The organism is Bacillus sp. CPT56D-587-MTF, assembly GCF_058792335.1.
The window spans coordinates 2,046,464-2,070,306 of the sequence record NZ_JBYTEF010000001.1 but is presented as its reverse complement, the minus strand read 5'-3'; the positions used below and the strand labels follow the sequence as shown (position 1 = coordinate 2,070,306).

The window sequence follows — 23,843 nt, the reverse complement described above, 5'->3', positions numbered from 1 at the left end:
AGAAAGGATGCTTACAAATGAACGTGATTAGCTTAGATGCTGCTCGAAAACGAAAGCAGCATAAAAAATTAATGATTACTATACCGATTATTACACGTATTTATGAAGAAGACGGGGAAATTAAATTTGAGGTAGCTGGCGAAAAAGATGTACCTCTTGAAATGTTAGAAAAATAATAAAAAACGCATTTCTGAAGAAATGCGCTTTTTTATATTTTTACATTCAAATGCATAAGTTTTTCAGGATTAACCATCATATAAATATTTGAAATCTTCTCATCCTCAAATGCAAACGAAAGAACATATGTTACTTTATTATTTATTGTAACTATAACTCCTGGTATACCATTTACCATTTTGAAATCAACAGTGTACTCTTCTGTCAATCGTTGTGCAATCCCAAAGAACAAACGTATAATTCGATCTGCAGAATAAATTGGATTGATCGCAGTCGTAACTTTACCGCCACCATCAGCTTTGAGTATAGCATCTGTTTTTAATACTTCCAACATACCTTCCGTATCCCCACACTGTAATGATGCTACAAACTTTTCAACATAAGAAGCCATTTTCTCCGTGCTTAATTTTGATTGCTTCGGTTTCTCCAACATGCTTTTTCGTGCACGTTGAAAGATCTTCCTGCAGTTCACACTACTCTTATCAACAATTGAAGCTATTTCTTCGTATTCATAACTGAAAACCTCTCTTAATATGAAAACAATCCTTTCTACCTCAGATAGTTGTTGTAAAAGTAATAAATATGCGGTGGAAAGGGATTCTTTCATTATAAATGACTTTGATGGCTCATCACTCTCTTCTACAAGTGGCTCTGGTAACCACATCCCTACATACACGTTACGTTTATGCGCTGCCGATCGTAATTTATCAATTGAACGATTTGTCGCCATCTTACATAAATATGCTTTCATATTTTCTATAGATTGTGGATCTTCTATATTATTTAGCGAGATAAATACATCCTGAACGATATCCTCAGCATCCATAACACTCCCAAGGATTCTGTATGATAACGAAAATAATAATGGTTGATACGCTTCATATAACTGCTCCGTTTCCATGATGAACTGCCCCACTTTCATATTGCTTTAAAATGTGTAACGCTGCACGTTTCCCGCTTGCTACCGCAGCATCAGCTAATATTTCATCATGCCCTGCCCAATCTCCTGCAACATAAACACCTGGCATTTCAGGTATATTAGGACCCGGCTTTTCAACACGGTCAATATGAGGAAAATCATGTACTACTGTTATTTTCGGTAAATATTGCTGTGCAACAACTTCTCTTTTCCAATTTGAGTGTAACAACTCCATCGTACTTTCCAACTGTTCTTTATCTTCATGAATATGATTCATCTCTAGCACAGGATTATGGTACTTAATTAGACTCACTGCAATTGATCCGTCTTCACTTAATTTAGCTGCTCTCGATTGATTTGTGAAAAATATAGGTTGATCTAATCCTAATACAAATTGATGTGTAGGATTGGGTAATTGTCTCAAGCCAATATCTAATGCACCAACAGTAACCGGTACCGATTGTTCACTCCATTTATGCAAACTTGTTCCTTCTGCACCTTTTATTATTTTACAAGCCTCTTTCGGCGGAGTCGTCACGATGACTGTACCTACTTCAAAAACCTCATCATCAACACAATGTATTCTTTGTTTACCTTCGGAATGCTCAATTTCCACAACATGCTTTTTAGCCAAAAACTGCACCCCGATATCATTTGCTATAGCTCTTAATTTTGTTATTATCGTCTCCCAACCACCATCTACATAAAGCACTCCTTCTTTTATAGAAAGCTGTATTTGCTTTAGTACAGATGATGCTAATTGTATTGTAGGAGCAAACGTATATGTTGTTGTCCGGCATAGCGCATAAAATATATTGCGAACCATTGGATCTTTTATTTCATTTTCTGCCCATGTAGTTAGACTCATTTTCGGAACTTCTCCTACATCTAAATTTCCTAAACGAATCATAAGACGTGAGAATTGTACTTTTGCAGACCAAGAAAGTAGTGGTGTTGATAAAATTGAGCGAAAATCTGTTGGGATGGTGAATATATCCCCTTTCCATATTCCATGTGCTTTTGTAGATGGTATTCCACCTGGAAGATTCAAACCGAGCTCATTAAAAGTTATAAACGCTGCCCCGCCTCTATATAAAGCATGTGCACCAAGATTCATGCAGATTCCATTTTTATTTATAGTCATCCCTCGGCCACCGAATTGACTGGATTTTTCTAATACAATCACTTTCTTTCCAGCTTTCGCTAAATATATAGATGCTGTTAATCCAGCAAGCCCACCGCCAACAATTGCTACATCAAATTTCTTCATAATAAAATCCCTCCTTAATCGTTCTACATACAAGACGAACAATTAAGGAGGGATGTGACATAAAAATAAATTTTTATTACCCTACTATATTTCATTACTTTTTAATTCGGTCATATTGCATACGAAATAACTCAATTGCAAATGGAATATCCTCTTCACTCTTTAAATAATAACTGATCCATCCTGATTCAGGTAATACGTGATGTGGTTTTACCAAGCCTTGCTTCACTAATTCATCTCGCTTTAACTTCGGAAATGGTAAATCAACTAATTTATCACCATGAAGATGGCCAAGTTCTTTCTTGCCATAATTTATTTCAATACCACCAAATCGATGCGGTTTTTCAGAAACACCCGCCCAGCTGAGTACTTCATTTCTAATCATTTCACTAAATGACATGAACATTCACTCCTTATAAATGATTGATGTAATTTTAAATTAACATTTTCATTACTTTTTTCCATCAATCCAAAGTATGAATGGGAATACGAATATAGTTTGGTCTTAACACCTTATTCTTTATGGAATAAGTGAATTTATTAAGCTACCGATAACAGCACAAAACAAAGACTAGACACATATCCTAATTTTGCAACCTAACTTACCTATAGAAAGGCGGGTAATACAATTGACTGCCAACATCGACTATACCTCCCCCTCAACCAATTTTACTTATGATGTAAATAAAAGTAATTTTTTTCGGAAAGATGCCCAAAATTATATAAATGTACTTGGTATTAAACAATTAAATACTTTAGAAAATACTTCTTTATTAGATATTTATTTAAGTACAGGAAATGTTGTAGAACCACATATTCATCAAAATGCAGCTGAACTAGTTTATTGTATTTCAGGGTCTGCTGTTGTTTCTTTACTTAATCCATTTACGAATCAAATATTAAACTTACCGATAAAACCCGGGCAAGTTGCCAACATTCCACAAGCGTGGTGGCATTATGAAATTGCTACAGCAGATAATACTCATTTATTAGCTATTTTCAACGCTCCAACTCCAGAAGTTATTTTCGGTTCTGACATTTTAAGATTAACTCCAGCTCATATGATGGCCCATACTTACTGCCTCAATGAACAACAATGGAAACAAGCGGTTTCCCCTATTCAATCAACTACTGTAATTGGTCCTCCGGCAAACTGCAATCAAAACCGTGAAACGAAAAATTATCCAACCCAGCCCCTCGCTCAACAACAGAATCCGCATCACCAAGATTCTTATTACTTTCCTCTTTACTGGGGCTATTAATTTGTGAATTTTCAAAAGAATCATCATTTATCTCCTAGGAAAATACCAAGGAGATTTTTTTATTGTATCTTCTCTTCCTATTAAAAATAGTAACAATTGATAGTGTACATACATATAATATTTATATATTAAATTGGAGGTGATAGTACTATGAGTAATTATAACTATCGAAAAAACTACTCTTATAATAAAAATAGTAGCTCTTCAGCATCCTCTCAATCTTCCAATTCTCAATCTTCCAATTCCCAATCGCAAAGAGACTTAGCCGAGCAAGGCTATGTAAAGAAAAAAGGATGTAACTGCAATAAAAATAAATAGTTTATTTTATGGATGAATTCTTTTTTTAAAGAATTCATCTTTTTTTCTGATCGAAAATTTTTAAAGTTACATAACTTATTCCTTAAATGAGAAAGGGTAAATTATACTTTTTTATACGAACTTAACAAAGAGTAATTGTTCAATTGATTTATTACTTATTTTCCAAAAAAATATAGTCCTTCCTAAATTTATTAGGAAGGACTATATACAAACCCCTGTTTAATTTCCTACTAAATGTAACAAATTAAACGATATTAATACCTGCACTTACAAATCCAGCAACTGCAGCTATTGGACTTGCTGCTGTTAATGAAACATATAACAGTATTTTGTCCCCAGCCGCTACTGGAATAGCTTCAGGTATGATTCCTGATGCTGTAGAACCAATTGCTATTAAAGCAAATGCTGGTGTTAATAATAGAGGTGCGCCTTGTACTGTAAACGTATTGCTTGCTGCAGGTGCAGTTAATATTTGTATTTGCACTTGAACAGGTGATAATGGAGCTAATGCAGCTGTTGCACTAAAGAAACCTGCCAATGACGTAATAACACCATCGCGCGGTGCTACAAATGCATAATCACCTACACCTAATGCCAATGTGATACTTGTTCCACCCGTTAATGCTATACCAGGCTGACTAAATCCAAATCCAAGAAGAGTTCCTGTATTAGCTACTAACGCATTTACTAATGCTGCTGGTGTTGTACCTGAAGCAAACGGAATAATAGCTCCGCCACCAGTTGCACCAGTTGCTCCTGTTAAGCCTGTTGCACCAGTTAAACCTGTTGCCCCTGTTGGACCTGTTGCTCCTGTTGGACCTGTTGCTCCTGTTGCTCCTGTTGGGCCTGTTGCTCCTGTTAAACCTGTTGCTCCTGTTGGGCCTGTTGCTCCTGCTCCTGTTGGACCTGTTGCTCCTGTTAAGCCTGTTGCTCCTGTTACTCCTGTTGCTCCTGTTGCTCCTGTTACTCCTGCTCCTGTTGGACCTGTTGCACCAGTTGCTCCTGTTGCACCAGTTGCTCCTGTTGCTCCTGTTGCTCCGCCTCCTGGACCTGTTGGGCCGCCTCCTGGAGTAGCACCAATTAATTGAGTTAATAAGTTTAATAAAAGTTGTAAGCTTGCAGGGTCAATAATTAAAGAGAAGAAGAATGGTGCAAGAGCACTGTAGAATTGTTGTAATAAAGAAAGTAATTGACTTAGATCTGGGTTAGGAGATTGTAGTAAATTAATAATACTTTGAATTAATTGTTTTAAGAAATTCCCTTCTGGAGAAGGTGCTAATTCATTTAGTAAGTTCAATAGTTGAGTAAACAAATTGAGTAAAGCTAATCTGTTTGCATCACTTGGATTTGCAAAAAACGCTGCAATAGCCGCTATTAAAGAGTTTAGTAAAGTAATTAATCTACCTAATTGCTCACTAGTAATTGGAACTGTTTGTGGATTGTTACAGCAATCTGGAGTGAAAACAATCGGATTATTGCAGTGGTTATGACCGAAACAATTATTGTTTGTCATTTATGTCCTCCTTACTTGTTTTATATTTGAGTTTTTCCTATTATAAGGATCATAAAGTTGTAAAAAATATGTTATATATTTACTTAAAATAGGAAACATGAAATATAATTAAACTTGAAAACGCTATTTAATTATGTTCATGACTCACATATTAATTATATGTTTTTAATAATTGACTGCTTAGATTAAATACCTAAACTTAAGAGTTTATTTTATTTTTCCACGTTTATCTCTTAGGTTTAAATACACATATTAATTTGAATATACTCAACAATTAACAGTGCCATTTTTTTCATATAAATATACCTTATTTCTTTACTAAGATTGTGTTCTCTTTTTTAAACATGAAGCCGTTTGTATTATAGAGAACTCTCATATACTATATTGAAAAATTCATTTTATATTTTATTCCAATACACTATGAAAAGGATTGAAGTTAAAATTCCTATCATTCAACCATTTATAACAGCTAGAAATTGAATGTACCCTCACTTAATTTTAACTATTCAAATATAAAACGAAAAGGACAGATTCCTTTTCATTAAGGAACTGTCCTTTTAATTAATAATGATAAATTGTAATATAATTGAAGATCCTTGCGATGGTGGTTGCGTATCCAATAAAGTTAATTTACCAGCACTCACTTCATATAATGGTTGTGGTTGCAGTATTCCGTTAACAAACAAATTAATATAAGAAACTTCACTAGGAGACAAAATATTCGTTGTACCATATTGAGGTATCCCGTCAGCATCTGTATATATAAGTTTCTCTCCATCTGCAAAAGTGTAATATAACAAATTGGTTGTGGTTATAGGACCAATGCCCCCAGTAGGACCTGTTGCTCCGGTCGGACCTGTTATTCCAGTCGGCCCCGTTTCTCCGGTTAGTCCTGTTATTCCAGTCGGGCCCGTTTCTCCAGTTGGACCTGTTGCTCCGGTCGGGCCTGTTGCTCCGGTTAGCCCCGTTTCTCCGGTTGGGCCCGTTATTCCAGTCGGGCCCGTTTCTCCAGTTGGACCTGTTGCTCCGGTCGGGCCTGTTGCTCCGGTCGGGCCCGTTATTCCGGTTGGGCCTGTTGCTCCGGTTGGGCCCGTTTCTCCAGTTGGACCTGTTGCTCCGGTCGGGCCCGTTGCTCCGGTTGGGCCCGTTATTCCAATTGGTCCCGTTTCTCCGGTTAGCCCCGTTTCTCCGGTTGGGCCCGTTATTCCAGTCGGGCCCGTTTCTCCAGTTGGACCTGTTGCTCCGGTCGGGCCCGTTATTCCGGTTGGGCCTGTTGCTCCGGTTGGGCCCGTTTCTCCAGTTGGACCTGTTGCTCCGGTTGGGCCCGTTTCTCCAGTTGGGCCTGTTGCTCCGGTTGGAATATAAATTGGTGGAAGAATCGGAAATGTAGGTCCAATATTTTCTGGGCCTATCATCCCCTTATTCAATGGTAAATTGTCATTGCGTTTCAATTTAATACCTCATTCCACATGTTTTTTAATTCATACACATCATTATGACCCTATTATTAAAGAATAACTTTATAACTATTCTCTTTTTTCTTCCCAAAGAATTATTACATATATTAAACATTTTACCGTTGCTATAACCGCTTTAATTAATATAATAAATTAATCATTCTATTTAAAAAGTACTAAATCTATTACATTCTTATTTAAAAAGATGAGGTGATTTATATTCAAGATAATAATGAAATTAGAAACATTATTTACACCACTACTATTACCTAGTACAGGCCCAAATCCTAACATTACTGTCCCTGTAATTAATGATACAATTAGTACTGGAACTGGTATTAAAATTCAGGTAGCTGGTATTTATCAAATTAGCTATACATTAACGATTAGCCTTGATAACGTCCCATTAGCCCCGGAAGCAGCTCGCTTTTTCTTGACATTAAATTCATCGACTAATATTATTGCAGGATCCGGATCCGCAGTCCGTTCTAATATTATCGGAACTGGTGAAGTCGATGTATCAAGTGGGGTCATTCTAATTAACTTAAACCCTGGTGATTTAATTCAAATTGTCCCCGTTGAAGTAATAGGTACAGTAGATATTCGTTCTGCAGCGTTAACAGTTGTGCAAATTCGTTAATAAAGTGAAACTTTAATCAGCCCTCACCAATGGGCTTTTATGGGCAGTCCAGCCCCCACCTAACTTCTTTGCTTCCGCTAAATTTTAAGGTGGGGGTCTTACTGTCCGGCAAATAGCAGGATAAAAACAAAAGACTTAGCTAATTAATATTTATTGTTCCTTATACACAATATCTTTTTATAGATTTGACACACATTTATATTAAACAAGCATATTTTATTGTATGACTATATAGTCATACAAATCTAAAGCGTTCATAAAAGCACACTTATATGTGTGCTTTATTTTTAATTAAAACCTACAACATCCTCACACAATATCCATATATTATCTTGATTCCTCTCTAAATGTATGGTTTGTCTCAGAGCGCTTTTAACAGCGCTCTTTTTATTTAAACTCCGATTTTTAAAGTTCGATTTTATGATTTACGTTATTATACACATGCTACGCTACTTTTGAAACAAGGTATACATCCAAAGACTGTAAGTGAACACTTCAGTTATAAAGATATGTTCATAACATTAAATCGCTATTCACATGTTTTGCCTGGAATGCAGGTGGATGCTGTTAAAATATGTAGTGAAAGACCATTTGGATAGTAATATTTGCAAATATAAAAAATGCGGTTTCTCCTCTCAAGAGAAACCGCAACATATCAATGCTTTTACTATATTTTAAACTGACTCGTATACAAATCAAAATAAAACCCTCTATCTTCCATGAGAGATTCATGATTCCCTCTTTCTAAAATATTTCCATCTTTTATAACAAGAATTTGATCTGCTTTTTCAATTGTTTTAAGTCGATGAGCGATCACAAAACTTGTGCGACCCCTCATTAAATTATTTAGTCCTGCTTGTATTTGTAATTCTGTTCTTGTATCAATATTTGATGTCGCTTCATCGAGAATTAATATATCTGCATCTGCTAAAATTGCTCGTGCAATCGCTAGAAGTTGTTTTTGTCCTTGACTTAAATTCGATCCTTCTGAAGTAATTTCTGTTTCATATTGATTTGGCAAATGCTTAATAAAAGAATGTGCAGATGCTGCCTTAGCTGCAGTGATAACTTCTTCATCAGTAGCATCTAAGCGTCCATAACGGATATTATCCATAATCGAACCAGCAAATAAATACGTATCCTGTAAAACTACTCCTATTTTACTTCGTAAAGAATTAATATCATAATCTTTTATATCTTTTCCATCAATATGAATTTGTCCTTGCTGTATATCGTAAAAGCGAGTTAACAAATTAATGATTGTTGTTTTCCCTGATCCAGTCGGACCAACTAAAGCAATTGTCTCTCCTGGCTGCGCTTTAAGACTCACTTCTTTTAAAATCGTTTTATTTTCTGCGTAGCCAAATGAAACATTCTCAAGTGCAACATGCCCTTGTAAATTTTGTACAACGAATGCGTCTTTTTTATTTTGAATTTCTGGTACCTCATCCATAATTTCAAAAACACGTTCTCCACCAGCAACTGCCGCTTGAATTGTATTCATTAAAGTCGCAAATTGACTTAGCGGTCTTGAGAATTGACGAGAATAATTAATAAAAGCCGCAATAACTCCTACTGTTGTCATTCCGTTTAAGACCATAACTGATCCAGTCCCAATGACAAGGCCCATACCTAAATTATTAATAAAGTTCATACTTGGAAAAATAAAAGCTGAAAATGTATCAGCCTTCGTAGCTGAAACTCTTAGCTGTTCATTAATTTTATTGAAATTTTGTACAGTTTCTTTTTCTTTTCCGTACAACGTTGTAACATCCGCACCTGTAATTGCTTCCTCAATAAATCCATTTAATTCACCTAAATCTTTTTGACGCTTCGCAAAGTTTTTACCACTATATGCAACTAGTTTTTTTGTAACGTAAAACATAATAGGTACTGTAATTAAAGTTACAATTGCTAAAATCCAATTTAAGGCGAACATTGCAATCGTTACACCTATAAAAGTTAATGCTGATGAAATAATTTGTACAACGCTTTGTGTCAAGGCTTGATTCAAATTATCTATATCATTTGTCACACGGCTCATTAAATCACCTTGAGAACGCACATCAAAGAACCGTAAAGAAAGCGTTTGGATTTTCTCAAAAATATCTTGTCGTATTTTTTGAATTGTTTTTAATGCAACGTTAATCATGACAAACGTTTGTAACCATGTTAAAAGTACAGTTACACCATAAATCGCGATAAGTAACATACACATTCTTGCTGTACCACTTAAATCTTTCGGTACAATATATTGATCTATAATGACTCCCATAAAATAGGGACCTAATAATCCAAGTAATGTAGTAACAACGACTAGAAATATAACAAACATAAGAGCAGCTTTTTGATAGCCCATATAGTTCCATACCCGCATTACAGTTCCTTGAGCATTTTTAGCTTTTCCCATCTTTGGGGTGTTTCGTCCACCTTTATTAGCAAATTGCCCTTGAAAATTACGCATGTTCTTCCCCACCTTCTTTATCTAAATTACCACCTTGGGAAAGATAAATTTCCTGATAAACCTCACTTTGTTCTAACAATTGTTCATGTGTACCATTGCCAACTAATTCACCATTATCTAATACAAGTATTTTATCCGCATCCATTATGGAAGAAATTTTAGACGCAATTAATAAAGTTGTTGTGCCTTTATATTTTGTTTTTAAAGCTATTTGAATAGTAGCCTCTGATTTTGCATCAACTGCTGATGTAGAATCATCTAATATGAGAATCGGTGGCTTTCTCACAAGTGCCCTTGCAATTGATACACGTTGTTTTTGTCCACCTGATAGATTTGTCGCGCCTTGTGTTAAATTATATTGATAAGATTCTTCGAGCTTATTGATAAACTCAGTCGCACAAGCTGATGCAGCTGCTACTTCCAGCTCGTCATGTGTTGCATCTTCTTTACCATAACGTAAATTTTCTTCTATACTGCCTGAGAACAACAACGCCTTCTGAGGTACAAACCCTATTGAAGCACGGAGTTTTTGCAAATCATATTTTTTAACATCTATTCCATCTATACATATTTCACCATGATCCACATCATATAGACGTGGTAACAGTTTCGCTAAGGTAGATTTACCACTTCCAGTTGATCCAATAATCCCTACTTTTTCACCTTTTTGTATGCTAAACGAAATATCTTTTAAAACGTATTCATTATTTTTCGTATAGCTATAACTAACATTTTTAAATTCGATATTTCCTTCAATTTTCTCAGGTTCGATCGCATTCGCTTCGCTTATAATATCAACCTCGGTATTTAACACTTGCTGTACACGATCCGCAGATGGAAAAGCTCGCGCAATTTGAATAAATACCATGCTAATCGACATAAGTGACATTAAAATGATATTCAAGTAATTAATAAATGCCAAAATCGCTCCTACTTGAAGCGTTCCATCGAATACTTTTTCTCCACCAATCCATAATGTTGCGACAATCCCGCCACTTACAACTAGCATAATGATTGGCATCATTAAAGAAATAAGTTGCACAGCTCGAATATTTATCTTCGTTAAATTTGTATTTATATTTCCAAATTGAGCGATTTCGTATTTTTGTCTTACATACGCTTTTATAACACGCACACCAGATAAATTTTCTTGTAGCTTTGTATTCACTTTGTCTAATGCCTCTTGCACCTTTTTAAATGTACCACTTGCTTTACTTGCAATTAAAATAATCGCAAGTAATAAAATCGGAACAACTACAAGTAATATTGGAAATAACTCTCGCGCTGTTACAAAAACAATAATTATACTTCCGATAAATAACAGTGGACCACGAACGAGAACACGTAATGTCATCGTCATTGCCGATTGAATGGAAGTGATATCATTTGTCACGATCGTTAATAATTTACCTGTTCCAAATGAGTCCCGATTAATACTAGAAAATGTTTCTATTTTCGCAAACACATCTTTTCGTATGTCTGTAGCGAAATTAACAGCTGCTTTTGTAGAATACATCATACACCCAAGCCCTCCAACTAAACCGAGTGCTGCTGCTCCTATCATAAGAAGCCCCATTTTTATTACATAATTTAAATCCCGATTTGCAATCCCAACATCAATGATATGTTGCATAATAGTCGGTTGAATTAAGTCCATCGCAACCTCAAGTACCATAAATAGCGGCCCAATAATAGCGAAGAACATGTATGGTTTTAAATACTGTAATAACTTACGAAATGATTTCATACATAATCTCCTTTTCCCATGAAATTACCACTGAATAATTCATACCCTTCCTTATTTAAGCTATATATTTTGTAATTTCTTTATTACTTCTATTATATTATGTAAATTAATATTTAACATTATTAAATGATAAGTATTAATGACTTTCTAGTCAATAAATGTGCTTTATATTATATAAATACAAAAACCGCATTCTTAATGAAAAGAATACGGTTTTTCATCTATATTTCTTCAATTGTAAAATGTAAAAACTCAGTCTCAAATCCCTTATTTTTAGAAGGACTACACGTGTAAAAACCTATTTTAACAGGCTCCTTCCCTATATCCTCCATTAAATGAGCGATTCTTATTTGTTCCCATTGATAGCCCTTTTTCACATATATTGTATAATCACCGCTTTTTCGAATAATTCGAAAACGAAGTTGTTGCTTAGCTGCTTCAGTTGGATAATCTTGCGTTGACCAGTCAGAATATCCATTATTCGTTACGACAGCACCTAAGTGAGATGGCCCTTCAGGGATATATTCTAAAGATGTTTTTAGCCAACAGTTCTCCGAAATCATAACAAAAAGACCTGCTTGATCGAATTTTGAATTTGGATTCATACGTAACTGAACTTCAGCTTGAAAGTCTGTCATCATCTCATTATAAAATACATGACCATTCATTACTTCAAAACCATAATGTGTTTTAAGCCAAAAATCAGTTTCTGCTTTCGAACGGACAATAAACGCATGATTATCATTAATTTTATAGTATTCAGGTACATTCATTATAGTGAGTTGCTCAATATGTTCTGGTATATACGATATATTCATAGCTCCTCCATAATAAAGCATTTATATAGACATTTAAAACTCCGCTAATACTGGGAATTTATAACCTTTAAAATCTAACTCTTTATCACTTCGAACCATTAAATACTTGCTAGACTGTACTTCTGTAAACTGTACATCCTCAACCCCTAATTGATCCGGAGAAAAATAAAATTCGATTTCCGTAAACCTTTCATTGATTTCTCCACATAATTCATCTAAAACCGGAAGTACTGGCGCAAATACTCCAAATAATTTCAACTTTTCATTTTCTACTTCATAAACGATTAGAGCATCTAGTTTCTCTGAATAATACAATTTCTCATTCCATTCCGAATCATACATATTCAAATAAAATGAAGGATGGAAGTTTAAAGTTGAAAAACTATTTGAAAGTCTTTGGCTACTATCAATAGTTTCATGTATTAACTGTCTATTCTCTATATTATAGTAATCTAACTTTTTAAGTAGTGAATCGTTATTATTAATATTTTTATCATATGGTATAGTCATCAAATATTCCTGCACAACTTTAAATCCAAATGCTGTATATAGTTCAGGGTTTTCCGTAAACAATAATGCACATTCACATTTCTTATCGATTTCTTCTATCATTTTACCCATTAATTGTGTCATTAACCCTTGTCTACGAAAATTAGGGTGTGTCATTACTGATTGAATACCCGCTGCATTTATTTTTTCACCATTAATTAATAATGGGAGTGAAAATGCCGCAACATTTGCAATCACTTTATCTTCTTGTAAAAATGATAAAGCTTTATATGTATCATCCCAATATCCTTTATCCGAAAAATCATTCAATGTTTGAGTTGTAATTCCAAACACTTCTTCAAATAAAGGAAATAACTGCTCTCTTTTCGGTTCTTCTATTAGAAGACTTGCCAATTTTTCAACATTCCCCATGTTGTACCTCCAAATGTTAAATTCCATTAAATTAGATATACTTATATGACCTACTCTTAAAAATAGAGGTCTTACCAATCAATATACTATCACAAAACATAAAAAAAAAGTCTAATTAATTTTATGTTTTGACTATTTGAAAATAAGTCGAATAAAACGATATTAAGATTTTTGGATATTAATTAGTTTATTATACAAAAATAGCGCTTTCTAATTAGCTTTTACTAATAGAAATACACTATTTATAATAAAATATTTTTAGTCTTTTATTCCTTCAAGTCTTTCCTTCGTATTAATTTCTTCTCCACTTATACGCTTTTCAAAAGACTTTCTCCAACTACATGAAAGTGCATTTACTTCTAATATCCTTTTTACCCCTTCAATATTTTGTTTTTCCTTATGCATGATACGATTAGCAAACGCTACTGAAACACCTTTTGGATCAGACTGTAGTTTTTTTAAGGTATCGACTGATGATACCCATCCTTCTTTTAATACACGAAAATAAAATCCTGTATATCCTGTTTCTTGAAAATATAGTGGTAACTTTGGAATATTATATTTTTTTGCTAATTTAAAACAAGGTTGCCTTGGTTGTGTTACCTGTACGATTGCCTGTCCTAGCTCAAACGTATCACCAATACAAACATCCTCTTCGCGCATACCACTAACTGTTATATTTTCTCCGAAAGCCCCATATACAAAATCTTGATTCAATTCTTTTTCCCAATATGGATAGTGATCACCAGTATAAACACAAACTGCTTTATCTACTCCTCCATGATGAACTAAGTCAGCTTGTCCATCCCCATTAAATTTTACAAAGGATAAATATACCGGTTCCTTTACTTGTTTCTTATTTATGCCTGTATGAATTACTTTTCCGCCGTATGTAACCTCTTTTGGTAATCCTATATTTAAAGATAATAATTGATATTCATTAGCCATTCTATTTCCTCCTTTAAAGGTGTTACATGTATTTTCTCTCGATTAATTTTTACAACCCTCTCTGTTACATAAAGATGATTATAAAACCTCTAAAATCATTGTTCAATTCAATTATTTATATAATAATGATAGGTATAACCTATCATTATACTTGAGGTGATTCCAATCGAATTACGACAACTTGAATACTTTTTAGCTGTTTCAAAAGAATTACATTTCACAAAAGCGGCTGAAAAATTAAATATTTCACAGCCTTCACTAAGTCAACAAATACGTGCATTAGAGCATGAAGTAGGAATGCCACTTTTCAATCGAATTGGTAAAAAAATATCATTAACTGAAGCAGGGAAGATTTTATTATCACATAGTAAAACCATTTTTCATGAAGTCGAACAAGCTCGTTCAGCTATTCAAGACCTAAACGGATTACAGCAAGGTTCCTTAACAATAGGGGCTTTGTTAAGCGTCGTAAATTATTTACTACCACCAGCTATTTTAAATTTTAACAATTTATATCCTAATATAGAGCTTTCTGTATTAGGGCTTCGTACAGGAGATATTCGTGAAAAATTATTACAAAACGAACTAGATATTGGAATTACATTTCTCCCGGTGCAAGATAAAGAGATTATCTCCATCCCTCTATACAAAAGCGATCTTACATTGGTCGTGCCCACTGGTCATCGATTAGCTGAACGTAATCATGTATCTATTGCTGAATTACAGAACTACCCTTTAATTCTTTTACCTAAAAATTTCTTTTTAACCGAACTAATTACATCTCATTGTCAAAAGTTAAACTTTAAACCAAGGCCAATTTTAGAAATTAGTACGATGGAATCTTTAATCCAAATGGTTTCCAAAGGAATGGGAATTACAGTGTTACCCAAACCATATATAGACTTTTTACAAAATAAAAACATTCAAGCTATTAAAATAGAAAACCCTACTCCAATAATTGAAATAGGGCTAATTTATAGAAAAGATAAATATATGTGTGCTGCAACTCGAGAATTTATTGAGCAACTAAAAATCACAGTACGTTCTTTCCAAAACTAAACAAAAGAGATTATCCTATGAAACCGTTTCACAACAATTTAGTAGAATAATCTCTTTTCAAAACAAAGTAAACATTATATTTAACTCTTATAAACTTTAATGTACCTTTTTAGATATTGGAATATATTTAGTAAAATATGCACCAACTAGCAATAATACAATTGAAAATAACCAAGTAAAAGCACCGCCAAAATGAAACCAATATGCAAACATATTTAAGATTGCAAGTGAAAAGAAGCAAATAGAAGTTACCGCACTTTTCAATCCTTTTATCCCAGACTTTTTCTCTTTTGATAAGCAATATACATCGCAATAATAAGAAAAAAGATAAGAACAAATGGTAACATAACTTTTAGCATTTGTAATCCCTCCAGTATAAATGCACTCTTTACATCACCATCTTATCCCATTTATCTTTTAGGTATCAATTCATTCTTATCTTCCTTCCAAAAGTCAGTATAAGTTTTATTTTTAAAGTTCACGTTCACCTCAGAAAACGGCATACTTCCTCCAACTTTCAATGAATACCAGTCGTTTAAAAGTGGTGATCCGAAACAAATCTTCATTGTACGATCATGTAAATCGAATAATACAGAATGTAAAGTTCCAAACCATTCTTCATAGTTATGCACAGTAAGTCCAGCAGGATATTCTTCTTCTACTAACTTTTTTAAAGACTCTATGCTTACTTGTTCACATCTATTTAAATGCTCATGTAAAAGGTAATATCTCTTTGTTGATTGTTCTAATTTCCTATTATTTAATTTCTGAATTGATGAACTAACTGCATGGTTTGTTGATACAATAAAAGCTTGTTTTTCATCATCAATCGTTATTGTGGATTTATGACCGTCCAATATTTCAATATATGCTGCATTTAAAGGATCAGCTATTATTAAATTAATATTACTAGCAATTGGTATTTCTTCTATTAGTAACTTAGCTTCCTGCACATTTTTACATTTCTCCAACAACAATCGAATTACCGCAAAACATTGTAAACCACTCACCATTGGCTTTCTTAAACCTGCAATATTTCCTACTGGTTGACCACATGCTGAAAATGTAACAGCTAATCCATGCTCGTTAACCCCTTCCGTTCGGCCAAAATATTGAGTAGAAAAGCCACTATGTGCATACGCACCTTCAACATGAGTTGAACAAAAACGCATATCATCTATTACTGGTGACAAATCATAATTCCTTAATACATATGTGTGCTCTAAATCGGTCTTTTTAGGTAATACTGCACAATGACTACAACCTGCTTTCAATAGTGTTTGATAGTAATACATCATATTTTTTGAAGGAATTTTTAACACTTCACAAAACCCCTCAATTTCTTCATTTATGCCTGGACAATGTTTGTTTAGTATATTTCTCGATTCTGTCCAATGGTTATTAGATATTACATTTTCTTCGTGTATAAATTGCGGGATGAGATACGGATTTTGTTTCACGAATTCCCCTTGTTGCTTTCCAATCTCATAATAACTTCCTTTTAATGATGAAAAATACCCCTTTACTTGATACATCAAATTCCCCCTCACATTGGATATATCCATATCGTACCAAATGGATTTCATTCATCCTTGATGTTTTTTACTATCTTTCTTTAACACCATCCCATTTTAATATCTCCACTAATAATTATTTACTAGACAATTAAAGTTTTGTTAATATTGCTGTAATAGCTTTATTTCAAAATAAAGTAGTTTGGATATCAAATGAGCAAAATACTTTGTTAAACCCACTTATAAGCAATCATCTAATTCATGAAATCAAAAAACTTATTTATCAAAATAAAAGGAGAATTTATGTATGAGTAGTTGCAAACCAATTGATAAATTAACTATTGAAGACCTAAAACAAAACCCCATATGGGAATGGGCAATAGATGAAGAGGAAAATGAAGAACATGACGAAACATGGGTAAAACCAGCAACAACTACTAATTTTACAGAGGAGTTAAACGGTTCAATCGTACTAGGCGAACTATTCTTACATAATGGTGAAAAATTCCCTATGATGTGTGAAATTGATATTGAAGGTAACGAGGCAGTAATCCGTTCTGTTGTTTATTATAACGAAACAGAAAATGAGTATATTGCTATAGAAGATATTGTGAAAACGGTCGAAATGCCGTTATCGATTATTATTAACCTTACAATTCATGCAGAATCCAAAACCTTACGCTTCACTGCACATAAAGTAGACATTTATAAAAATTCAATAACGACTAATTTTAATTAAAGTCGGCCGAAATAAAGAAAACAATTATGAAATAAAAACTGGGAAATCATTAACGATTTCCCAGTTTTTTAAACTATATTAAAGTATCCCCTTTTCCACTAAAGTCTCTGCGATTTGAACTGAATTCCAAGCCGCACCTTTTAATAGGTTATCGGAAACAATCCAGAGGTGGAATCCGTTTGGCGTATCAGGATCTTTACGTATTCTTCCGACAAATGTATCTATTTTCCCTTCTGCATATAATGGCATTGGATACAGCTGTTCACTAGGGTTATCCTGCAAAATAACACCTGGTGCACCCATTAATACTTCCTTAATTTCCGCAACGGTTGCTTCTTTTTCCAGTTCTATATAAACCGATTCTGAATGCCCTGATACAACTGGAACACGTACACAAGTAGCTGCCATTTTCAGGTTTTCATCTTCTAATATTTTCTTCGTTTCTTGAATCATTTTTACTTCTTCAAAAGTAAAATCATTGTCTGTAAATATATCTACTTGAGGCAGTACATTAAACGCTATTGGGTAATGTTTTTTATCTTTTTTCGCCGGTAATATATTACTTTTCACTTCTTCACCAGCAAGCATAGACTTAGCCTGCTCTTGTAATTCATGAATCGCATGAATGCCAGAACCCGATACAGCTTGATATGTTGAAACGATAATTCTTTCTAAACCGAATGATTTTCGAATCGGCTGAAGTGCTGTTACCATCTGTAATGCTGAACAATTTGGAACTGCAATGATACCTTTATGCTGTTTTAAAGTGTGCGCATTCACTTCCGGAACAACGAGCGGTACATCTTGCGCCATTCGGTACTCACTTGTGTTATCAATTACAATCGCACCACTAGAAACTGCATGAGTTACAAATTGTCTAGATACTTCTCCCCCAGCGCTAAAAAAGGCAATATCTACACCTTCAAAACTAGTTGTTTTTGCCTCTTGTATAATTATCTCTCGTCCTTTGAATCTTACTTTCTTACCAGCGGATCGTTTTGACGAAAGCAATGTAACTTCAACTATATTAAACTTCATTTCATTCTCTAACAGTTCAATAATTTTTTGCCCTACCGCACCTGTAGCCCCAACAACAGCTACATGATAGCCCTTTTTGATCATCTTTTCTCCTCCAATATCACCTGAATGAATATTTCTACAATTTCATTTTATACAGAATTTAATCATTTGGAAAATTAAAATACATGATATAATCATTCACAAATCATGATAATAAAAGAGGGATCGCTTATGGAAATGAGACATGTTAAAACATTTTGCGCCATTGTGAAGTATGGTAATTTTTCTAAAGCTGCGCACGCGCTAGGTTATGCGCAATCTACTGTTACAGCACATATGAAAGCTTTAGAGAACGATTTACATATCCCTCTTTTCGATCGGTTAGGGAAAAAAGTGCTACTTACAAAAGCCGGTCATCAATTTCATCCTTATGCATTAGAATTACTTTCAATATATGAAAAAGCGCAAGAAATCCCCCAAAATACAGATTATTTAGAAGGTACATTAAGTATTACATCTAATGAATCATTAGCGGTATACCGATTACCACAATTATTACGTACTTACAAACAGAAAAATCCGAAAGTAAATATCGTACTTGAAACGAACACAAATGAACAAGCATTACAAAAATTACGTGAAGGAGAAACAGACGTTGTCTTCATAATTGGAGAAAGTATAGAACATAATGATTTTATTACGCGTACTTTTAGTAATGAAACATTTGGATGGATTTTACCAGCTTATTCCGCTGCACATACAAATCCATTCCAGTTATTACAGGAAACCCAGTTCATTTTTACAGAACAAAGCTGCGGCTATAGGACAATGGTAGATCGTTTTTTACGTCAAAGCGGAAATATTCCAGCTAAAACATTTGAAACTTCCAATGTTGAAGTCATTAAACAATCCGTCATGTGTGAGTTAGGCATTTCAATTCTTCCTTATATCGTTGTACAGGAAAGTTGTCAAAAAGAACAACTATGTTTTCAGCCTATCGAAACTCCAACAGTTATTCAAAGTCATGTAATCTATCATAAATCCAGATGGATTTCCCCGGTGTTACAGTCGTTTCTTTCCTTACTTGAACGAGATTAAGATATTAAGAAGTACATTTAAAAAGAGTAATTGCCTAATAAGCAATTACTCTCTTACATTAATTAGTATATTATTTATTAGTCTGTCCGCCACCTGCAATTAATTTACTACCTGAATATGTACCTTTGTTCATAAACACTTGATTAATTAATTCTTTTTGCTCAGCTTCCGACATTACTCCTTTTCCTTCTCCTAAATTCCCACTTTGTAATTTCCAAATCTTATTGTGATCCCCATCAACCTTTTCATATTTTCCTTGTTTCCATCGTTCTAAAATTTCTACATATGTACTTCCCTGCACAAGATCATTACTCTTTACAATATCAATTAAGCTTTCAATCCGCTCTTGTGTAATAAAAATATAGCCCCACTTTTGATCAGCTTTCGCTTTTTGATGTGCCATTTCATGTAATGCTGTCTGTATGTTCTCATCTGTCCATTTAAAATTTTTATTAAAACCACTATTTGGCAATGAATAATTGCCATTTTCTAAAAGCTTTGCATCTTCTGCTTTTACGTTACTATCAGCTAATACTTCTACTGCTGGAGCAGCTGGTGATGCCTTTTTCGCAGCTGGTTTACTATTATTTAAATAATGCAGAATACCATATGTTAAACCTACTCCGATTACCGCCATACCAGCTATAACACCTATTATTTTCAAAAATGTTTTCATCTCGCTTGTTTCCTCCCAAATATCTCTGTTCTGACTACCTAATTATTTCTTATATAAAAACTGTTACTTCATTCAAAATATCGCATCGCATCCCCTATCATATTATTTATATATACTTCCTCATATTGTATTTCTTTTTCTTTAAAATTGAAAGATTATTCTGTTAAATAATGAAAATATTCTACAAATTTTTCCTTTATATTTATAAAGAAACAAAAAAACAACGAGCGCGTTCTACAACACTCGTTGTTTTTACTTTATGCACGATTTTCTTTTAACCACTTCGTAATAGCATCTAACCTTGAAACATCAAAGCGTCTTTCTTCACACACATTCAAATTTTTTGAGTTTCTCACTATTTCTAATTCATTATTTCTTACACTTTTCGCCTCAATTAATTTACAATACCCATCTGTAACAGTATTTAAATTTTCATAATAACGCTGAAACGATTTTGATATATGTAAATGTTTTTCAAAGTTTCTTCTTCTTTTCGTCTCATCAGATACTTTCCGCTTTCTAAGTTCTTCATCGTTCGTATATAAATAAAAATATTGATCCGGAAAACCAATTTCCCTATTTATCATCTTTTCTTTATAAAAATTTTCTATTAAAGATAATGGCTGATTAAATATATCAAAATGAAAGCACCAATTATAACTAAGTGGTTGATATATATCCCCATCGAGTATTACTAATTCATATTGCTCTGACTTCTGAACAGCTATATTCCAGCGCTCAACTTGTTTTTCAAAATACCATGTTCTATGTTCATTTTTTGGCCTTTCAAATAAAGAATTCACTTCAGGTATTATATAAGCACCATAATTCTTTTCTAATTCACGGCACGTGGTACTTTTACCAACAGCGCTTGCTCCCTCAAATGCTATTATCCCCATAGTTTCCCCCTCTTTCATTAACTAAAATTTCGTTGTTTCGCTTTTCTTCCCCATAACTTTCTCCATAAAACAATTGAAGCGATAGTGAGCATGATTGTTGTAATGATACTACCTTCAATTCCGAACGAGCCTCCATGAAGGAATTCCGATCCAGTTGTTACAGGTTTAAAAAGTGGTGTAGAATACATTGTCATTCCACTAACCGCAAAACCAAATACGTTATATTGTGCCCAATTCCAAATGGAATGCCATGCGCATATCCCCCAAAGACTACTATCTTTCAAAACGTAAAAAGCTGCAAACACACCAACTAATATTATATTCGATATTGAAAGAATTGTAATACCTGGATTTAGTAAATGAAGAAAACCAAATAAAAATGAAGTTACAACAATACCGATCCATATACGGCTTCTAACAGAAAGAACTGGAAATAACCAACCCCGAACAACAATTTCTTCTGTTGCACCTTGTATTAAAAAAGCAACTAAAGATCCCACAATTCCAAGTATAGCGATTGGTGTAATGTGTTGCATTTGTAGTTGTACATTTCCAGTTAATAAAAGTAGCATGACTGGTATTGAAATGAAAACAAATCCTATTAATGTACCTCTCAAATATTTTCTTATCCATTGATTTCTCCAAAAACCAATGGATGAAAATGATCTTTTCTCTACAAATCTAATCCATAAAAACACAAAAAATATTGCGCCGCCAAACATTAATATCATCTCAATGTCGCTATAAATCGCCTTCATAAAAGTTGTTTCTGCTTTCGGTAAAATCAGCATAAACAACATAAATAATTCACCTAAAGTTAAAAATATAATCGCGAGTATGACAGCAAAAACAGGATGAACTTTTCTTCTTCCTTCTTTTGCTGCTTCAATTATTTTAAATTGTTTATTTTGCAATATTTTATCCTCCTAATTATGGTACTCATCAGCAATATTAAAATAATATTTAGCCTTTTATTTAAACTTATTTTTTCATATAAATGATTTTTGTTTGGAATAAATCCAAATTAGGAATAATATATAAATAAAAGAGGTGCCTTTGTGCCTTTACTATTATCACCCAGATTACTCAGTGGTATTACCAGCACTTGCTATTTCCAACCATTTGTTGTAAGATAGTAATTAAGGTCAATTTAACACTATATTTTCTTTGCATATTATCAAGTATCAATCAGGGACATTTTGTACTCCTTATGGGTTTTTGATAATATGTGAACTTTTATTTTCATTCAAATAAGGCCGATCATATTGTAATTTTTCTACTTTTAGGAGGCATTACCATGACATTAACAGGTAAAGTAAAATGGTTTAACAGCGAAAAAGGTTTCGGTTTCATCGAAGTTGCAGACGGTAACGATGTATTCGTTCACTTCTCAGCTATCACTGGCGACGGCTTCAAGTCTCTTGACGAAGGTCAAGAAGTTAGTTTCGAAGTTGAAGAAGGTAACCGCGGACCTCAAGCTAAAAACGTTGTAAAGCTATAATTCAAACAATAAAAAGGTTGTTACCAGCAAGGTTAACAACCTTTTTAATATATAACTAAAATTTTTTACATAAAAGGAGTGGTTACATGTATCGCAATCGAAAGAACGATGTAGCAGAAGTACCACCAGAACAAACCCCTGTTTGGGAATGTGAATCAGAGGATTGTTTAGGATGGATGAGAAAGAACTTTTCATTTGAAGAAGAGCCTAAATGCCCTTTATGTAAAAGTAGCATGAAAAGCGGAGAACGTTTATTACCTAAATTAGGTTAATTTATAATAAAAAAAACCTCTTTTAATTAAGAGGTTTTTTTTATTATAAATTTATGTTCTCAATATCAGTTCGTACTATAGAATACAATAATGCATCGTGTTGCTTATTTCCTTGATGAATATATCCACGCAATAGACCTTCCTTTTGGAAGCCAATTTTAGATAACATTCTACAAGAAGTATCATTTTCAGGATATGTAATAACTCCAATTCTAAACAAACCTAAATCTTTAAATCCATAATCAATAATTTCTCGAGCTGCTTCCGAAGCGTAACCATTTCCCCAATAACGAGGATGCAGATCATATCCAATCTCAGATCGTTTACTCCATAATTGTAAATTGTTTAGTCCAATTGTTCCTATTAAAACGTTCGTTTCTTTTAACACAATTCCCCATCGTATTGCCTTTTTCTCAAAGTAATTTTTTGAAAAAGATTCGATCATACGTGAAGCTTGTCCAAACTCCGTAAAAGAATTCATACCGTAATAACACGTCACTTCATCCAATGAAAAGATTTCATATATTTTTTGACAATAAGATTGTTCTATTTCAACTAAACGTAAGCGTTCTGTTTCTAATATAGGAAATGCCATAGGATCACTCCTTTCT

Annotated in this window: 23 protein-coding genes and 2 pseudogenes; 8 read left to right on the top strand and 17 right to left on the bottom strand. The window is 33.7% G+C overall.

Annotated elements, in window-relative coordinates; translation table 11 throughout:
* The first annotated feature begins 17 nt into the window (after nt 1-17).
* Nucleotides 18-176, top strand: coding sequence for a hypothetical protein (locus AC3WVZ_RS10715; RefSeq protein ID WP_001100984.1), 159 nt, complete (start codon nt 18-20; stop codon nt 174-176).
* Nucleotides 177-208: 32 nt separating this feature from the next.
* Here AC3WVZ_RS10715 and AC3WVZ_RS10710 read toward each other — a convergent pair whose 3' ends face one another.
* From AC3WVZ_RS10710 to AC3WVZ_RS10700, 3 genes are all read right to left on the bottom strand, one after another.
* Nucleotides 209-1,078 (bottom strand): sigma-70 family RNA polymerase sigma factor, encoded by an 870-nt coding sequence (locus AC3WVZ_RS10710; protein ID WP_000447162.1) that lies wholly within the window; start codon nt 1,076-1,078, stop codon nt 209-211.
* Complete coding sequence (locus AC3WVZ_RS10705) at nt 1,056-2,366, bottom strand: phytoene desaturase family protein (protein WP_063219922.1); 1,311 nt, start codon at nt 2,364-2,366, stop codon at nt 1,056-1,058. Before AC3WVZ_RS10705 ends, AC3WVZ_RS10710 begins: the two co-directional genes overlap by 23 nt.
* A gap of 94 nt (nt 2,367-2,460) precedes the next feature.
* Entirely contained in the window at nt 2,461-2,766 is a 306-nt protein-coding gene (locus AC3WVZ_RS10700; RefSeq protein ID WP_063219921.1) for a luciferase domain-containing protein, read from the bottom strand.
* A 229-nt stretch (nt 2,767-2,995) separates the two neighbouring features.
* Here AC3WVZ_RS10700 and AC3WVZ_RS10695 point away from each other — a divergent pair, with 229 nt between their 5' ends.
* Entirely contained in the window at nt 2,996-3,628 is a 633-nt protein-coding gene (locus AC3WVZ_RS10695) for a cupin domain-containing protein (RefSeq protein ID WP_061457194.1), read from the top strand.
* Nucleotides 3,629-4,190: 562 nt separating this feature from the next.
* On the opposite strand, the gene AC3WVZ_RS10690 is transcribed toward AC3WVZ_RS10695, so the two are convergent.
* Nucleotides 4,191-5,459, bottom strand: a complete 1,269-nt coding sequence (locus AC3WVZ_RS10690; protein WP_233936353.1) for an exosporium glycoprotein BclB-related protein — start codon at nt 5,457-5,459, stop codon at nt 4,191-4,193.
* A gap of 557 nt (nt 5,460-6,016) precedes the next feature.
* Complete coding sequence (locus AC3WVZ_RS10685) at nt 6,017-6,910, bottom strand: DUF4183 domain-containing protein (protein ID WP_233936352.1); 894 nt, start codon at nt 6,908-6,910, stop codon at nt 6,017-6,019.
* Between the two features lie 250 nt (nt 6,911-7,160).
* Here AC3WVZ_RS10685 and exsF point away from each other — a divergent pair.
* Nucleotides 7,161-7,556 (top strand): annotated as a pseudogene (gene exsF / locus AC3WVZ_RS10680) (exosporium protein ExsF); the annotation flags it as partial.
* A gap of 667 nt (nt 7,557-8,223) precedes the next feature.
* Here exsF and AC3WVZ_RS10675 read toward each other — a convergent pair.
* The 5 genes from AC3WVZ_RS10675 to AC3WVZ_RS10655 form a co-directional block, all read right to left on the bottom strand.
* Nucleotides 8,224-10,020: an ABC transporter ATP-binding protein gene (locus AC3WVZ_RS10675; RefSeq protein WP_063220080.1), complete on the bottom strand. Its 1,797-nt coding sequence runs from the start codon at nt 10,018-10,020 to the stop codon at nt 8,224-8,226.
* Nucleotides 10,013-11,767: an ABC transporter ATP-binding protein gene (locus AC3WVZ_RS10670; RefSeq protein WP_233936351.1), complete on the bottom strand. Its 1,755-nt coding sequence runs from the start codon at nt 11,765-11,767 to the stop codon at nt 10,013-10,015. Before AC3WVZ_RS10670 ends, AC3WVZ_RS10675 begins: the two co-directional genes overlap by 8 nt.
* 221 nt (nt 11,768-11,988) lie before the next feature.
* Nucleotides 11,989-12,585 (bottom strand): DUF1349 domain-containing protein, encoded by a 597-nt coding sequence (locus tag AC3WVZ_RS10665; protein WP_063220082.1) that lies wholly within the window; start codon nt 12,583-12,585, stop codon nt 11,989-11,991.
* Nucleotides 12,586-12,618: 33 nt separating this feature from the next.
* Entirely contained in the window at nt 12,619-13,506 is an 888-nt protein-coding gene (locus AC3WVZ_RS10660; protein ID WP_000528673.1) for a GNAT family N-acetyltransferase, read from the bottom strand.
* Between the two features lie 258 nt (nt 13,507-13,764).
* The gene (locus AC3WVZ_RS10655; RefSeq protein ID WP_001262990.1) at nt 13,765-14,454 is read right to left on the bottom strand and encodes an MOSC domain-containing protein; all 690 of its coding nucleotides are present in this window, start codon (nt 14,452-14,454) and stop codon (nt 13,765-13,767) included.
* Nucleotides 14,455-14,610: 156 nt separating this feature from the next.
* On the opposite strand from AC3WVZ_RS10655, the gene AC3WVZ_RS10650 reads away from it, so the two are divergent.
* Nucleotides 14,611-15,513 (top strand): LysR family transcriptional regulator, encoded by a 903-nt coding sequence (locus AC3WVZ_RS10650; RefSeq protein WP_233936349.1) that lies wholly within the window; start codon nt 14,611-14,613, stop codon nt 15,511-15,513.
* A gap of 96 nt (nt 15,514-15,609) precedes the next feature.
* Here AC3WVZ_RS10650 and AC3WVZ_RS10645 read toward each other — a convergent pair.
* A pseudogene (locus AC3WVZ_RS10645) lies at nt 15,610-15,872 on the bottom strand (hypothetical protein).
* A 51-nt stretch (nt 15,873-15,923) separates the two neighbouring features.
* Nucleotides 15,924-17,048 (bottom strand): C45 family autoproteolytic acyltransferase/hydrolase, encoded by a 1,125-nt coding sequence (locus AC3WVZ_RS10640; RefSeq protein WP_000285233.1) that lies wholly within the window; start codon nt 17,046-17,048, stop codon nt 15,924-15,926.
* A 286-nt stretch (nt 17,049-17,334) separates the two neighbouring features.
* Here AC3WVZ_RS10640 and AC3WVZ_RS10635 point away from each other — a divergent pair, with 286 nt between their 5' ends.
* Complete coding sequence (locus tag AC3WVZ_RS10635; RefSeq protein WP_063220083.1) at nt 17,335-17,766, top strand: hypothetical protein; 432 nt, start codon at nt 17,335-17,337, stop codon at nt 17,764-17,766.
* Nucleotides 17,767-17,844: 78 nt separating this feature from the next.
* Here AC3WVZ_RS10635 and AC3WVZ_RS10630 read toward each other — a convergent pair whose 3' ends face one another.
* Nucleotides 17,845-18,888: an aspartate-semialdehyde dehydrogenase gene (locus tag AC3WVZ_RS10630; protein WP_063220084.1), complete on the bottom strand. Its 1,044-nt coding sequence runs from the start codon at nt 18,886-18,888 to the stop codon at nt 17,845-17,847.
* Nucleotides 18,889-19,017: 129 nt separating this feature from the next.
* Between AC3WVZ_RS10630 and AC3WVZ_RS10625 the strand changes: the two genes are divergently transcribed.
* Nucleotides 19,018-19,884 carry a LysR family transcriptional regulator gene (locus AC3WVZ_RS10625; protein ID WP_000425899.1) on the top strand — a complete coding sequence of 289 codons (867 nt, stop codon included), beginning with the start codon at nt 19,018-19,020 and terminating at the stop codon, nt 19,882-19,884.
* Between the two features lie 70 nt (nt 19,885-19,954).
* Here the strand turns inward: AC3WVZ_RS10625 and AC3WVZ_RS10620 are convergent, their stop codons facing one another.
* From AC3WVZ_RS10620 to AC3WVZ_RS10610, 3 genes are all read right to left on the bottom strand, one after another.
* Nucleotides 19,955-20,560 carry a PRK06770 family protein gene (locus AC3WVZ_RS10620; RefSeq protein ID WP_233936348.1) on the bottom strand — a complete coding sequence of 202 codons (606 nt, stop codon included), beginning with the start codon at nt 20,558-20,560 and terminating at the stop codon, nt 19,955-19,957.
* Between the two features lie 257 nt (nt 20,561-20,817).
* Nucleotides 20,818-21,477: an AAA family ATPase gene (locus AC3WVZ_RS10615; protein ID WP_119683340.1), complete on the bottom strand. Its 660-nt coding sequence runs from the start codon at nt 21,475-21,477 to the stop codon at nt 20,818-20,820.
* A complete protein-coding gene (locus AC3WVZ_RS10610; RefSeq protein WP_139847280.1) occupies nt 21,477-22,373 on the bottom strand; it encodes a CPBP family intramembrane glutamic endopeptidase in 897 nt (298 codons plus the stop codon). The genes AC3WVZ_RS10615 and AC3WVZ_RS10610 overlap by 1 nt, the downstream gene beginning before the upstream one ends.
* A 383-nt stretch (nt 22,374-22,756) precedes the next feature.
* Here AC3WVZ_RS10610 and cspD point away from each other — a divergent pair, with 383 nt between their 5' ends.
* Nucleotides 22,757-22,960 carry a cold-shock protein CspD gene (cspD, locus tag AC3WVZ_RS10605; RefSeq protein WP_000176366.1) on the top strand — a complete coding sequence of 68 codons (204 nt, stop codon included), beginning with the start codon at nt 22,757-22,759 and terminating at the stop codon, nt 22,958-22,960.
* An 86-nt stretch (nt 22,961-23,046) separates the two neighbouring features.
* Nucleotides 23,047-23,232, top strand: a complete 186-nt coding sequence (locus tag AC3WVZ_RS10600) for a cold-shock protein (protein WP_000286203.1) — start codon at nt 23,047-23,049, stop codon at nt 23,230-23,232.
* A 43-nt stretch (nt 23,233-23,275) separates the two neighbouring features.
* On the opposite strand, the gene AC3WVZ_RS10595 is transcribed toward AC3WVZ_RS10600, so the two are convergent.
* Entirely contained in the window at nt 23,276-23,827 is a 552-nt protein-coding gene (locus AC3WVZ_RS10595) for a GNAT family N-acetyltransferase (protein ID WP_233936347.1), read from the bottom strand.
* Between the last annotated feature and the right edge of the window lie 16 nt (nt 23,828-23,843).

What these genes read in the sequence shown, in the direction of transcription:
- AC3WVZ_RS10670 (WP_233936351.1), bottom strand. Translation starts at nt 11,767, where the DNA reads ATGAAATCATTTCGTAAGTTATTACAGTATTTAAAACCATACATGTTC.
- AC3WVZ_RS10600 (WP_000286203.1), top strand. Translation starts at nt 23,047, where the DNA reads ATGTATCGCAATCGAAAGAACGATGTAGCAGAAGTACCACCAGAACAA.
- AC3WVZ_RS10675 (WP_063220080.1), bottom strand. Translation starts at nt 10,020, where the DNA reads ATGCGTAATTTTCAAGGGCAATTTGCTAATAAAGGTGGACGAAACACC.
- AC3WVZ_RS10655 (WP_001262990.1), bottom strand. Translation starts at nt 14,454, where the DNA reads ATGGCTAATGAATATCAATTATTATCTTTAAATATAGGATTACCAAAA.
- cspD (WP_000176366.1), top strand. Translation starts at nt 22,757, where the DNA reads ATGACATTAACAGGTAAAGTAAAATGGTTTAACAGCGAAAAAGGTTTC.
- AC3WVZ_RS10705 (WP_063219922.1), bottom strand. Translation starts at nt 2,366, where the DNA reads ATGAAGAAATTTGATGTAGCAATTGTTGGCGGTGGGCTTGCTGGATTA.
- AC3WVZ_RS10640 (WP_000285233.1), bottom strand. Translation starts at nt 17,048, where the DNA reads ATGTATCAAGTAAAGGGGTATTTTTCATCATTAAAAGGAAGTTATTAT.
- AC3WVZ_RS10660 (WP_000528673.1), bottom strand. Translation starts at nt 13,506, where the DNA reads ATGGGGAATGTTGAAAAATTGGCAAGTCTTCTAATAGAAGAACCGAAA.
- AC3WVZ_RS10710 (WP_000447162.1), bottom strand. Translation starts at nt 1,078, where the DNA reads ATGGAAACGGAGCAGTTATATGAAGCGTATCAACCATTATTATTTTCG.
- AC3WVZ_RS10615 (WP_119683340.1), bottom strand. Translation starts at nt 21,477, where the DNA reads ATGAAAGAGGGGGAAACTATGGGGATAATAGCATTTGAGGGAGCAAGC.
- AC3WVZ_RS10630 (WP_063220084.1), bottom strand. Translation starts at nt 18,888, where the DNA reads ATGATCAAAAAGGGCTATCATGTAGCTGTTGTTGGGGCTACAGGTGCG.
- AC3WVZ_RS10665 (WP_063220082.1), bottom strand. Translation starts at nt 12,585, where the DNA reads ATGAATATATCGTATATACCAGAACATATTGAGCAACTCACTATAATG.
- AC3WVZ_RS10700 (WP_063219921.1), bottom strand. Translation starts at nt 2,766, where the DNA reads ATGTCATTTAGTGAAATGATTAGAAATGAAGTACTCAGCTGGGCGGGT.
- AC3WVZ_RS10635 (WP_063220083.1), top strand. Translation starts at nt 17,335, where the DNA reads ATGAGTAGTTGCAAACCAATTGATAAATTAACTATTGAAGACCTAAAA.
- AC3WVZ_RS10595 (WP_233936347.1), bottom strand. Translation starts at nt 23,827, where the DNA reads ATGGCATTTCCTATATTAGAAACAGAACGCTTACGTTTAGTTGAAATA.
- AC3WVZ_RS10690 (WP_233936353.1), bottom strand. Translation starts at nt 5,459, where the DNA reads ATGACAAACAATAATTGTTTCGGTCATAACCACTGCAATAATCCGATT.
- AC3WVZ_RS10620 (WP_233936348.1), bottom strand. Translation starts at nt 20,560, where the DNA reads ATGAAAACATTTTTGAAAATAATAGGTGTTATAGCTGGTATGGCGGTA.
- AC3WVZ_RS10625 (WP_000425899.1), top strand. Translation starts at nt 19,018, where the DNA reads ATGGAAATGAGACATGTTAAAACATTTTGCGCCATTGTGAAGTATGGT.
- AC3WVZ_RS10715 (WP_001100984.1), top strand. Translation starts at nt 18, where the DNA reads ATGAACGTGATTAGCTTAGATGCTGCTCGAAAACGAAAGCAGCATAAA.